At 46.3% G+C, this 12,984-nt stretch carries 11 protein-coding genes; 9 read left to right on the top strand and 2 right to left on the bottom strand.

Features of this window, described 5'->3' with window-relative positions:
• The 9 genes from flhA to JEU20_RS04770 all read left to right on the top strand — a co-directional run bounded on the left by flhA (position 1) and on the right by JEU20_RS04770 (position 10,573).
• Positions 1 to 2,118: a flagellar biosynthesis protein FlhA gene (flhA, locus tag JEU20_RS04810; protein WP_198243893.1), complete on the top strand. Its 2,118-nt coding sequence runs from the start codon at positions 1 to 3 to the stop codon at positions 2,116 to 2,118.
• Complete coding sequence (flhF, locus tag JEU20_RS04805; RefSeq protein WP_198243892.1) at positions 2,115 to 3,554, top strand: flagellar biosynthesis GTPase FlhF; 1,440 nt, start codon at positions 2,115 to 2,117, stop codon at positions 3,552 to 3,554. The genes flhA and flhF overlap by 4 nt, the downstream gene beginning before the upstream one ends.
• Before the next feature lie 31 nt (positions 3,555 to 3,585).
• Positions 3,586 to 4,419, top strand: a complete 834-nt coding sequence (locus tag JEU20_RS04800) for a MinD/ParA family protein (RefSeq protein ID WP_281066797.1) — start codon at positions 3,586 to 3,588, stop codon at positions 4,417 to 4,419.
• Positions 4,416 to 5,147 carry an RNA polymerase sigma factor FliA gene (locus JEU20_RS04795; protein ID WP_281066796.1) on the top strand — a complete coding sequence of 244 codons (732 nt, stop codon included), beginning with the start codon at positions 4,416 to 4,418 and terminating at the stop codon, positions 5,145 to 5,147. The genes JEU20_RS04800 and JEU20_RS04795 overlap by 4 nt, the downstream gene beginning before the upstream one ends.
• A gap of 140 nt (positions 5,148 to 5,287) precedes the next feature.
• Positions 5,288 to 5,674, top strand: coding sequence for a chemotaxis response regulator CheY (gene cheY / locus JEU20_RS04790; RefSeq protein ID WP_198243891.1), 387 nt, complete (start codon positions 5,288 to 5,290; stop codon positions 5,672 to 5,674).
• A 21-nt stretch (positions 5,675 to 5,695) separates the two neighbouring features.
• A complete protein-coding gene (locus JEU20_RS04785; protein ID WP_198243890.1) occupies positions 5,696 to 6,427 on the top strand; it encodes a protein phosphatase CheZ in 732 nt (243 codons plus the stop codon).
• Between the two features lie 13 nt (positions 6,428 to 6,440).
• Positions 6,441 to 8,696, top strand: coding sequence for a chemotaxis protein CheA (locus JEU20_RS04780; RefSeq protein ID WP_198243889.1), 2,256 nt, complete (start codon positions 6,441 to 6,443; stop codon positions 8,694 to 8,696).
• Positions 8,697 to 8,792: 96 nt separating this feature from the next.
• The gene (locus JEU20_RS04775; protein ID WP_198243888.1) at positions 8,793 to 9,833 is read left to right on the top strand and encodes a protein-glutamate methylesterase/protein-glutamine glutaminase; all 1,041 of its coding nucleotides are present in this window, start codon (positions 8,793 to 8,795) and stop codon (positions 9,831 to 9,833) included.
• Complete coding sequence (locus JEU20_RS04770; protein WP_198243887.1) at positions 9,833 to 10,573, top strand: flagellar motor protein; 741 nt, start codon at positions 9,833 to 9,835, stop codon at positions 10,571 to 10,573. The genes JEU20_RS04775 and JEU20_RS04770 overlap by 1 nt, the downstream gene beginning before the upstream one ends.
• Positions 10,574 to 10,606: 33 nt before the next feature.
• Here JEU20_RS04770 and JEU20_RS04765 read toward each other — a convergent pair whose 3' ends face one another.
• Together JEU20_RS04765 and JEU20_RS04760 are read right to left on the bottom strand one after the other, a co-directional pair.
• Positions 10,607 to 10,924, bottom strand: a complete 318-nt coding sequence (locus tag JEU20_RS04765) for a hypothetical protein (protein WP_198243886.1) — start codon at positions 10,922 to 10,924, stop codon at positions 10,607 to 10,609.
• Between the two features lie 222 nt (positions 10,925 to 11,146).
• Positions 11,147 to 12,691: a LysM peptidoglycan-binding domain-containing protein gene (locus JEU20_RS04760; protein WP_198243885.1), complete on the bottom strand. Its 1,545-nt coding sequence runs from the start codon at positions 12,689 to 12,691 to the stop codon at positions 11,147 to 11,149.
• Positions 12,692 to 12,984 lie beyond the last annotated feature (293 nt).

Below are 12,984 nucleotides of genomic sequence, written 5' to 3'. Positions count from 1 at the left end.
ATGGACATGGCTAAAATAAGCGCGTTTTTTCGCAATGTGTCCAGTCTAGGATTGGGCGCACCGCTGGTCATCGTCATGATTCTGGCGATGATTATTTTACCGCTGCCGCCATTTTTGCTGGATCTGTTTTTCACCTTCAATATTGCATTTTCGCTGATTATTTTGTTGGTGGTTTTATATACCATGAAACCGCTGGAATTTGCCGTATTCCCAACCATTATTCTGGTGTCGACTCTGTTGCGGTTGGCCCTGAATGTTGCCTCCACCCGCGTTGTCTTACTAAAGGGGCATGAGGGCGGAGATGCCGCAGGCAAGGTCATCGAGGCGTTCGGTTCTTTTGTCATCGGTGGTAATTTCGCCGTCGGGTTAGTCGTATTTGCCATTCTCGTCGTCATCAACTTTGTCGTCGTCACCAAAGGCGCGGGGCGTGTCGCCGAAGTGGGGGCTCGTTTTACCCTTGATGCCATGCCGGGCAAGCAAATGGCGATTGATGCCGATTTGAATTCTGGCCTGATTACGCAGGAGCAGGCCAAAGCAAGGCGGGAAGAAATCGCCGCCGAGGCCGATTTTTATGGTTCTATGGACGGTGCCAGTAAATTCGTCCGAGGTGATGCCATTGCGGGTATTATTATTTTGTTTGTCAATGTTATCGGTGGTTTAGCGATTGGCGTGGGCCAGCATGACATGAGCTTTGCCGATGCCGGTGAGGTGTATGTTTTGTTGACCATCGGGGATGGGCTGGTCGCACAGATTCCGGCATTGTTGCTGTCAACCGCATCTGCGATTGTTGTGACACGGGTGCGAGGCAGTGATCAGAATGTTGGTAATCAGGTCGCCAGTCAATTATTCGATGATCCGAAAGTGTTGCTGATTACGGCGGCGGTGATGGGCATGTTGGGCATTATTCCCGGCATGCCGAATATGGTTTTTATTTTGTTATCGGCCATGTTGTTGGCGGCGGCCTGGATGATTCGGCAGCGCCATCAGAAGGAAGCGGTAGAACGCGACAGGGTCGATGCCTTGCCTTCAGAGCAAGGGCCGCCTGAAATCAAGGAATTGGGCTGGGATGATGTACAACCGGTTGATATGATCGGGTTAGAAGTGGGTTATCGGTTGATTCCGCTGGTGGATAAAAATCAGGGCGGGCAATTGATGTCGCGGATTAAAGGGGTTCGGAAAAAACTGTCACAAGAGCTGGGCTTTTTGATTCCATCGGTGCATATTCGCGACAATCTCGATTTAGCACCTACCCAATATCGAATATCCTTACAAGGCGTGACTGTCGGCGAGGCCGAGATTTTTCCCGATCTGGAGTTGGCAATCAATCCCGGTCAAGTTTTTGGTGAATTATCGGGTCAGCCTTGTAAAGATCCAGCTTTTGGCTTGGATGCGGTCTGGATCGACCCATCGTTAAAAGATCATGCGCAAACCTTAGGTTATACCGTTGTCGACCCGAGTACCGTGGTGGCAACCCATTTAAGCCATCTGCTGCAAGAACATGCGTATGAATTATTTGGCTATGAAGAAGCACAGCAGATCCTGGATAATCTGGCTAAAGTGGCGCCGAAACTGGTCGAGGATTTGGTGCCAAAAACGCTGCCTTTAGGCGTGGTGGTCAAAGTGCTACAAAACCTTTTGCAGGAAGGTATTCCTATTCGCGATATTCGGACGATTGCCGAAACATTGGCCGAATATGGAGCGAAGAGTCAAGATCCCGACATGTTGACATCGGCGGTCCGTGCCGCATTAGGGCGCTCAATTGTCCATGAAATCAATGGGGTAGAGCCGGAATTGGCGGTAATGACGTTAGATCCTGAGTTGGAACGGATTTTGCAGCAATCTTTGCAAACGGCGACCGAGGGCGGCGCTGGTCTGGAACCTGGACTTGCAGAACAAATGTTAAAATCACTCGAAGAGACTGTTCAACGCATCGAAATGGAAGGAAAACCGGCGGTTTTGCTGGTTTCCTCTTATGTCAGGCCCTGGCTGGCACGCTTTGTACGCCATTCCATTCCCGGATTGCATGTTTTGGCCTATAACGAAATTCCACAGGATAAACAAATTCGTGTGATTTCAACGGTTGGTCAGCAAGCACAGAGTGTTGAGGAAGCACAATGAAAATAAAACGTTTTTTTGCGCCAGATATTCGAAAAGCCATGGCGATGGTCAAAGATGAGCTTGGCAGCGATGCGGTGATTATGTCGAATCGTTCAGTCGATGGCGGTGTTGAAATTGTTGCCGCGCGTGATTTTGATGAGCAGGCCGTTCAAAATACGTTGAAAACAGATATTGATGATGACTTGAAAACGACAGATCAGCCTAAACCGGATAAAGTTGAGCTGACTGATTTTGGACGAACACAAAAACCGGTGCATGTGGTGCCAAGTGCGCGTAAAAAAGGAGCCGATGGCACGGTATCTCCAGCGCGCCGCTCGCCTGCCGATGCCTATGTGGGGTATGCGGAAAAAATCAACCTGGCCAGTAGCCGACAACGCAGTCGTCATATCGCCTCTAAACTGGATAAGTCACCGCATCTGGATCAATTACTGGATGAGTCACTGACGCGCAAAAAAGTAAGCAAGCCTGAAAAAACGAAAAAGGAAGTCACGCCATTTCCACTTGACGAGATGATGCAGCAAGTACGGCAACAACTGGGCAAAGAAATGAAATCGCTGAAATCGGTACTCGATGCGCGCCTGGCGGAAATGAACTGGCATCAGGATCGGCAGCATCATCCGGTACGACTGGATTTATTGCGGCGCTTGGCGGATATGGGGTTTTCTAAAAAATTGGGTATCAAAATCGCCAATCGGCTGGGGACACATAAAGAGACCGAATTCGCATTTGAAAAAGCGCAGGAAATGTTAGGCCGTATTTTGCCCGTGGCGGAGGATGATTTGTTGGAACATGGTGGCGTTGTGGCTTTGGTTGGGCCGACCGGTGTCGGTAAAACTACGACATTGGCGAAACTGGCGGCGCAATTTATTCTGAAGCATGGGCATCGGCAAGTGGCGTTGATTACGACGGATAATTATCGGATCGGTGCACATGAACAAATCAGCACGTATGGGCGGATTCTGAATGTGCCCGTCAGAGTTGCGAACAATGCCGATGAATTGAGCCATCATATCCATAGCTTTAAAGATAAAGCTTTGATTTTGATCGATACCGCCGGCATGAGTCAGAAAGATATGCGGTTGGCCGAACAAATCGACACCTTGCAACAGGACGATAGGCCGATTCAACGTTATCTGGTCATGTCAGCCACGACACCGTATCGTGTCGCTATGGAAATTATTGATGCCTTTAAAATATTTTCCCCAAGTGCCGGTATTTTGACTAAACTTGATGAGACGATATCGCCCGGTGCGGTTTTGTCCGCCATTATGGAGCAGCAATTGCCATTGGCTTTTGTCACGAATGGGCAGCAAGTACCGGAAGATATCGCTGAACCCGATCCTGAACATTTGATTCAACACTGTACAGAGGCGTTGGAGCAAGCGCAGGACGAATTAGACGATTATGAACAATGGGTGGCCGAAGGCCATGCCTAACGTACAGGACCAGGCAGCTGGAATTAGAAAAATGAGTCAAACAAAACCGGTTCGTGTCATCGCTGTGACCAGTGGTAAGGGCGGTGTCGGAAAAACAAATCTAGCCGTTAATTTAGGTGTTACCCTGGCTCGCATGCGGCGTCAGGTAGCGCTGCTCGATGCGGATATGGGCTTGGCGAATGTCGATATATTGTTGGGTTTGTCGCCAGAATATAATTTATCACATGTCTTGAGGGGCGAAAAAACACTGTCCGAAATTATGTTGACAGGCCCTGCCGGGTTGAAAATCATTCCGGCCTCCTCCGGGATCCAGCATATGTCTGAATTATCGACGGTTGAACAAGCTGGCGTTATTCGGGCTTTCAGCGAGATCGATAAAGATTTGGATGTGTTAATCGTCGATACGGCGGCTGGAATTTCGGCAAGTGTCGTCAATTTTGCCCGTGCCTGTCAGGAAATCATCGTCGTGGTCTGTGATGAACCAACCTCGTTGACCGATGCTTATGCCTATATCAAATTATTGAACCGCGATTATGCACTGAGTAAATTTCATATTGTCACGAATATGGTGCAATCGGCGCAACAAGGGCGCAATTTATTCGCCAAACTCTGTAAGGTTACCGATCGTTATTTGGATGTGAATTTACAATTTGCAGGCTCTATCCCAATGGATGAGAGTTTACGCAAGGCGGTGCAAAAGCAAACACCGGTCGTCGAATTGTTCCCACAAAGCCAGGTGACAATGGCGTTTAAACAATTGGCAAAAACCATTAATAATTGGCCAATTAAGTCACGGGCCGGCGGTTATCTGGAATTTTTTGTAGAACGCATGATTCAATACAGTTCGGAAGAGGATGTGGCGTGAATGGCGCAGCAATGTATGCCTCAATTCAAACTGGAAGTGCCGAAGATCAGATTCTTCAGCATATTCCTCTCGTCAAACGCATAGCTTATCATTTACAAGGACGATTGCCCGATACCGTGTTGGTCGATGATTTGATTCAGGCCGGCATGGTGGGCTTGCTGGAAGCTTTAAGAAATTACGATACTTCACAAGGTGCAAGTTTTGAAACCTATGCCGGCATCCGTATTCGCGGGGCGATGCTGGATGAAGTCAGACGTTCGGACTGGACGCCGCGCTCTGTGCATAAAAAAGCACGGCAGGTCTCAGAAGCTATACGCGAGCTTGAAAATAAACTGGGGCGGGAAGCACTGGAAAAAGATGTGGCTGAGTATATGGGTATTTCTGTGAGTGAGTATCAGCATATTTTACAAGATACTGTGGGCTGCAAAGTTTTCAGTATGCATGAGATGGATCAGCACGGTGACGCTTTTCTCAGCGAAGCACACGCGAATAATCAACAACCGGTGGATAATTTATTGGACAAAGATTTTCATCGTGCTTTGGCAGACGCTATTCGACAATTGCCAGAACGCGAAAGACTGGTTGTATCGCTTTATTATCATGAAGAATTGAATTTACGGGAAATAGGGCAGGTGTTGGAGGTCAGTGAATCTAGGGTCAGTCAAATTTGTTCACAAGCCGTGTTACGCCTTAAAGCCCGGTTAGCAGAATGGTTGGATAAAGAATAATCAGGTGTGATTTTAAGCGTACAGGCCGGAAATTTTTTTAAACTGGTTTATACTTAAATCCCGAAGCGGGATATTTGAATAATGGGATAGCTGAATAAAGAAAATGATGCAAGCAATGATAAGACAGTTGGAGATGAGCGTTGGATAAAAATATGAAGATTTTGATTGTCGATGATTTTTCGACAATGAGACGTATCGTTAAGAATTTATTACGTGATCTTGGGTTCACCAATACTGTGGAAGCGGATGATGGAAAAACCGCATTACCTATTCTGGAAAAAGGAGGCATTGATTTTCTGGTTACAGACTGGAATATGCCCGGCATGACCGGTATTGATTTACTCAAAGCGGTACGCGCTAATCCGGACCTTGCGAATCTTCCGGTGTTAATGGTGACAGCAGAAGCAAAACGTGAACAGATTATCATGGCGGCTCAAGCCGGTGTGAATGGTTATGTCATCAAACCATTTACGGCGGCGACATTAAAAGAAAAAATCGAAAAAATCTTTGAACGCATTGAGGGATAGCTGCCCATTACGGAGAACGTTATGAGTCAAGAAACACGTCTTGCGCTTGCAAAAGACCTGGTTAAAGCACTGGAAGAAAACAATGAAGCAAAAGCCGATGCGATTTTAGATGAAATTGCAGGACTGAGAGAAAGCCAGTTATTTCAGGAAATCGGAAAATTGACCCGACAATTGCATGATACATTGAGCAGCTTCGAAATTGATGCCAAAGTCGCCAAGTTAACAGAAAATGATATTCCAGATGCCAAAGATCGCTTGCAGTATGTGATGACGATGACTGAGGAAGCGGCAGATAAAACATTAACCGCTGTTGAACGGTTGTTGCCTGTATCAGAGCAATTGACCCAGCAAGCAGAAGAGTTGGCGCATCAATGGGGGCGTTTTCTGGATAAGGAGCTGCCGTACGAAGAATTCAGGATCATGAGTAAAAAGATTGCACAGCATTTTATGTACTCGCAAAAAGGCTTGCATCAAATACAGTCCGGTTTAAATGAAATTTTGATGGCGCAAAGTTTTCAGGACTTAACCGGTCAGATTATCCGGCGTGTCATCGAGCTGGTGCAGGATCTCGAACTCAGTATGGTGGATTTGATTCGCCTTTCCGGTGGTAAAAACAAGGCAACGCCAGTTAGTGCAGAAACTGTTGATGAAAAATTACCAGGGCCTGCAGTGCCGGGTGTGGATGACAAAAAAGGCGATGTTGCGCATTCGCAAGATGATGTGGATGATCTGTTATCCAGTCTTGGCTTCTAGAGGATAAAAGGGTATGGCGATTGATCTAGATGATGAAATTTTACAGGACTTTTTGATCGAAGCGGGCGAGATTATCGATCAGTTGGGTGAACAACTGGTCGAGCTGGAGCAAGCCCCGAACGACCTGGAATTATTGAATGCAATTTTCAGAGGATTCCATACCGTTAAAGGTGGTGCAGGCTTTTTAGCTATCGATGCTCTGGTTGAAGTGTGTCATAAAGCTGAAGATGTTTTTAATGTATTGAGGCAGGGCGAGCGACAGGTGACGCCTGACCTAATGGATGTTGTGCTGCGTGTGGTCGACGTTTTAATCGATATGTTCGACCAAATCCGTGCCGGCAATGATCCTGAAGAAGCCGACCCCGAATTGTTGCAGGCACTATTGAAATTTACCACGCCCGATAATGGAGAAGACGCAACGCAGACGGATCAATCATCCGCTACTGAAGTTGACGACACCGCCCCTGAAATAACGGAGCCCACTGAGGTTAGTGCCGGTATTGCCGATCCTGAGCAGATTGCGGATGTGGTTGAGCAGGAATTTGAATCCATGCTTGGTGGAGATCAAGACATCGCTGAATCCGGTGATGATGAAATTACCGAAGATGAGTTTGAAGATTTGCTAGATGCCTTACATGGAAAAGGTAAATTTTCAGCGGATAAACTCGCGACTGGTGATACGAAAGCGGCTGATGCGGAAAAACCGGAAAATAAGAGCACGGAATCCGATGAAATCACCGAAGAAGAATTTGAGCAGGTACTCGATCAATTGCATGGAAAGGGTAAATTTTCAGTGGAGAAAATCGCTGCCGGTATGACTGAGTCGGCGGATGATAAAGCACCGGAAAATACAGCGATGGCATCCGATGAAATCACCGAAGAAGAATTTGAACAGGTTCTCGATAAGTTACACGGAAAAGGAAAATTCAAACCCGAAGTTGTTGCTCAAACAACGGGGTCTAAGTCTCAGTCAGCTTCTTCTAATGCGCAATCAGCGCAAAAAGCGGCAAAAAAACAGCCCGATCAACCAAAACCAGCATCGTCCACAGCCACCAAAAAAGACACTGCCGCTAAAAAGCCGGCGCGTACTCAACCTCCTGCGGAAACTACGGTCAGGGTAGATACCGAAGTTCTGGATGAGATTATGAATATGGTTGGCGAACTGGTACTGGTGCGCAATCGTTTTCAAACACTGAATGCAAATTCAGGCCCAAGTGAAGAGTTTTCCAAGGCCGTGGCCAACTTAGATGTGGTGACGGCGGATTTGCAATTATCTGTCATGAAGACGCGAATGCAGCCAATTAAAAAGGTATTCGGTCGTTTTCCGCGCGTGGTCAGAGATTTGGCTCGGAGCCTGAAAAAGGAAATTCGTCTTGAAATGGTGGGCGAAGACACCGACCTGGATAAAAACCTGGTCGAAGCTTTAGCAGACCCTTTGGTGCATCTGGTTCGGAATGCGGTTGATCACGGCATAGAGTCACCTGAGGAGCGGGTTGCGGCGGGTAAGCCGCGGGAAGGCGTGGTGGTTTTAACCGCCTCACAGGAAGGCGATCATATTTTGTTATCGATCAAGGATGATGGAAAAGGCATGAATGCCGATGTTTTACGAAAGAAAGTCGTCGAAAAGGGCTTGATGGATGAGGAAACCGCTTCAAGGCTGGATGACAAAGAATGTTATAACCTGATTTTTTTGCCCGGTTTTTCGACCAAGACCGAAATTTCGGATGTATCTGGCCGCGGTGTAGGAATGGATGTGGTTAAAACACGCATTTCACAGATGAATGGCGTGGTCGAGATCGATTCAGAAGAAGGCAAAGGCAGTACGATCATCATTAAGGTGCCGCTGACACTGGCCATTATGCCAACACTGATGGTCAAACTTGGAGGCCAGAATTTTGCGTTACCGTTAGCTAATGTGTTGGAAATTCTGGACCTTGACTTAAGAAAGACCAATGTTGTCGATGGTCAGCAGGTCGTAATGGTCAGAGAAAAAGCCTTGCCACTGTTTTATTTGAGCGAATGGCTGGTCAATGACCCATCTTATGTGCTGGATAAATATTCAACCGGGCATGTTGTCGTCGTGAATGCCAGTGGCAGGCAGGTCGGTTTTGTCGTCGATCAATTAATTGGTCAGGAAGAAGTGGTGATCAAACCGCTCGGTGCAAAATTGCATGGATTAGATGGCTTGTCTGGCGCAACGATTACCGGTGATGGGAAAATCGCCTTGATTCTTGATGTTCCCGGGTTGATGGTCAAGTATGCCGCTTAAAGTCTCAAGAACTGTGAGAATGCAGTAGATGCCTGGTGTTGTAACGCCCCACCTTCAAATGGAAACTTTTCAATGCTGGAAGCCAGGCATAATGCGATGACAATACGTGTTTTAATCGTCGATGATTCAAAGTTTATGTGTCATCGAATCCAGCAGATATTAGAGGAAGAGCCAGACTGTCAGGTTGTCGGTATTGCTGAAAATGGTATGCAAGCCGTGCGATTGGCTCAGGAATTAAAGCCCGACGTCATCACCATGGATGTTGAAATGCCGGTTATGGATGGCATTACCGCGGTAAAAAAAATAATGGCGAATACACCGACACCTATTTTAATGTTTTCCGCCATGACTCACGTTGGTGCGCAAGCGACATTAGACGCCTTGAATGCCGGCGCATTGGATTTCTTGCCCAAAAAACTGGACGATATCGACAGTGATAAGGCACTTGCAAAGATTATTTTGCGACGGCGTGTCAGAATGGTCGCGCAGCAGGCAGAGCGTTTGCACAAACGCAAAAGAATTATCACACCTCAGCCTAAATCAGCAGCGGCATTTAAAAACAGATCAGGTAAGTTCGATTTGATTTTGATTGCAGCATCCACCGGTGGGCCTGTGGCGGTACAACAAATTTTAAAGCATATTCCTGCACATTGCTCGGCGCCGGTGTTAATTATCCAACACATGCCAGGAAGCTTTACCCGAAGCTTTGCCAAACGGCTTGATGAGGTTTGTAAGATCAATGTGGTTCAGGCCGAACAGGGCGATTTATTGAAGCCGGGGATAGCGATGGTTTGTCCTGGCGGTAAACAATTGGAAATCAGTCAACAATTCAATCGCTGTCAGGTAATGTTACGGGATAAACAAGCGGGCGAGATTTACAGTCCTTGCGTAGACTTAACCTTTATGTCAGTGGCTAAAAATTTTACCGGAAAAACCTTGGCAATTATTTTAACCGGTATGGGCACTGATGGCGCGAAAGGTGCGCAGCAATTGAAAAAACAAGGCGCTGAAATTTGGGCGCAGGACGAAGCGAGTAGTGTTATTTATGGGATGCCTAAGGCCATTGCAGATGCGGGGCTTGCAGATAATATTCTGAATCTGGAACAAATCGGGCAAACTTTTGATAGGTTGAACTAATGGATTTTTTAAGCATATTAGGCGTATTAGTCGGTGCGGCCTCCATTATTATGGGGAATTCATTAGCTGGCGGTTCACTGTCTTTTCTGCTGAATTTTCATGCCTTTCTTATTGTGGTTGGCGGCACCGTGGGTGCGACATTATTGCATTTTCCGCCGGCGACTATTTTGCACAGCATCAAAATTCTGCGGTGGGTGATTGTACCGGAGAAGATCAATTTACAACGGCAGATAAAAAAGATTATTGACTGGAGTGCGCTGGCGCGAAAAGAAGGTTTATTGGGGTTGGAAGGTGTCGCTGAGCGTGAAAAAGATCCTTTTGCCGCAAAAGGCTTGCAATTGTTGGTGGATGGTAACGAACCGGATGTAATTGCAGATTGTTTGGCCGTCGAAATCAATACCCGGGAAAGAAGGATTTATAAAGCCGCTAGTGTTTTTACTGCGATGGGCGGTTATTCACCTACAATTGGTATTTTAGGCGCCGTTATTGGATTGATTCATGTGATGCAGAATTTAGCGAACCCCGAGCTGTTAGGGTCAGGTATTGCGACTGCCTTTGTGGCTACGATTTATGGGGTTGGGTTCGCCAATTTATTATTTTTGCCGATTGCCAATAAATTGAAGAACCAGGCATTAGTGATTTCACATGCACAGGAAATGATGCTGGAAGGCATTCGCTCGATTGCCGAAGGCGAAAATCCGAGAAATATTCAATTAAGACTGTCAGGCTATCTGGTCTGAACGCCGAGTTTCGCAATAGACAGCATTGATTCTTTAATCAGAAGATAATAGCTGCAACAACATTTGTTTTTCTTCTTCTGTTAAAAGGTCCTGTAAACTTTGTGAGCTTTTTTTTCTATAAAGGCGCCGTTTTGACTCTCCTGTTCGCCGTTCAGCCGCCGTATAACGTCGATCTTGATGGCGCCTGTCGCGTTGGCGTCGGTCCTGTTTAGGCCAAAGCAGATAATGTTGTTGAATGGCGGCAATCCATTCGGGCGAACCATATGGATATTGAATGGTGCGCCGCTCTTGGCGGCGGCGTTCGGTTTGGCGTCTGTTTTGCGAGAGACGAGGGTCGTTTGCAGTATTCATGTCATAAGGTTAAAGAACTCTTTTAAAAAGGGTTATATTTATCCTCTCACACATGAGCAATGTTACGCCAGCAGTCGATGGCCACAGTAAAATTTTTCGCTTTGCCCTCGATAAACAATGAACCACTGGCATGTCATTGCTCATTTGCGGATGAGTCTATTCAGACAAGTTTGAGTCATAAGCGTTCAAGAAAAAGACGGAAAATAATGGTTTGGTGCCGTATTAAGTCGAAGGTTTCCTGTCAACTACGATTTTCAATGTTTGACCGGGCTGTAAAAAATGGTCAATGGTCTGGTGATTCCATTTTTTTAGATCTGAAATCGAGACGTTGAATTTTTTCGAGATCAGGAATAAGGAATCGCCTTTTTTAACGGTGTAGTGAATATTTTTATTGTTTCTGCTTGTCAAAGAACGCTTAATCAGCAGGCGTTGTCCGGGGCGCAGTGGTTTTTTGTAAGACAAGCGATTCCAGCGCACAAGATCGCGTTGGGATACCGAAAAGCGGCGCGCAATTTTCCAGATGCTGTCGCCTCTTTTTACGGTGTAATACGGCATATTCTGCAAGCCCGCGACTTGGCGCGGACGGTCGGATAAGGGAATAAGTAACTGTTTTCCGGTCTGCAACCGGTTGCTGTGTAGGTGATTACTGTTTTTGATTGACGAGATGGAAACCCTGTATTTTCTGGCAATGCGGCTTAAACTTTCACCTTTTTTAACGGTATGATAGCGCCATTTTACCCGCTCGGTTTTTGGCAGTTTAGCCAGATTTTCCTTAAATATGGCAACTTTATCTTTAGGCACCAGCAGCCGGTGTGGGCCATTAGGAGAGGTCATCCAGCGATTAAATGCCGGATTGAGTTTAAGAAAATCATCCACAGGTAATTGTGCCAGTTCGGCCGCTTTGCTGATGTCAATTTGTGAGTCAAGTGTGATGATTTCAAAATGGGGTTCATTAGGAATATCATTCAATTCAAGATGATATTTTTCAGGATCAGAAAATATTTTAGCGATGGCCAATAATCTTGGCACATAATTCATGGTTTCCCGACGCAGACGTAAAGACCAATAATCCGTTTTCCGACCCTTTTTACGGTTTTTGCGTATGGCTTTACGAATATTGCCCTTGCCGGCATTATAGGATGCCAATGCCAATAGCCAGTCACCCTCAAACTCTTCGCTCAATTGTTTTAAATAGCTGACTGCCGCTTGAGTCGAGGCCACCACATCGCGGCGTCCGTCATACCATGGCGTTTGTTTCAGGCCGAAATAGCGGCCGGTTGATGGAATGAACTGCCACAGCCCAGAGGCATGACTTGGTGAATAGGCTTCTGGTTTGAAAGCACTCTCAACGGCGGGCAACAGCGCAATTTCTCCTGGAATACCCTGCTTTTCAATTTCGTCAAGAATAAAATGCAAATAGGGTGTGGCACGTGTCTGGATACGAGATAAATATTCGGGATGTTTTAAATACCAGTTTACATGGCGTTCAATCCGGTCATGTTGTATTTCAGGCAGTGCATATAAGGTCTTCATGCGTTGCCAGATTGTTTGCGATTTGGACGGTGTTTCGATTGATGGGGGGTTTACAGTCGATTCGATAGCATTGCTGGCGGCATTATTGTCAATTTCTGTTTCTGTCGCCTTATCGATAGCCGCATATAGATCAGGTGGATTCTGAATGGCCAGGTGTTTAGGCGTCGATTGCTGCGCACACCCTGTAATCAGAATAAAGGCCAGACTCGAAAAAAAATGATTGAATTGACGCATACCCTGTTTTTTTAAATGGAATAACGCGTCAATTATAGCGGGTTAGGCAGGAGGAGGCCATTTTCAGACACGACACGCCACATGTTTAGCTAATGTTCGATGGCGTGATGTAACTTCAGCAATTCCCGCTCGTCTTGTAAGCCTTGGTGTATAAGAGATTGAAAAAATATGTTTCGTAAACTTTTTTGCGAAGATCACTCCATTGCTGGGTTGTGTCAAATTTTCAGCCGGAATTGCTGATGTAACTTTTCGTGGATTTAAAACAGGCGTGTATCATATTCTTTTGGGTTACT

The organism is methane-oxidizing endosymbiont of Gigantopelta aegis, assembly GCF_016097405.1.
Classification (GTDB): domain Bacteria; phylum Pseudomonadota; class Gammaproteobacteria; order Methylococcales; family Methylomonadaceae; genus Methylomarinum.
This window is presented reverse-complemented; position numbering and strand designations above follow the sequence as displayed.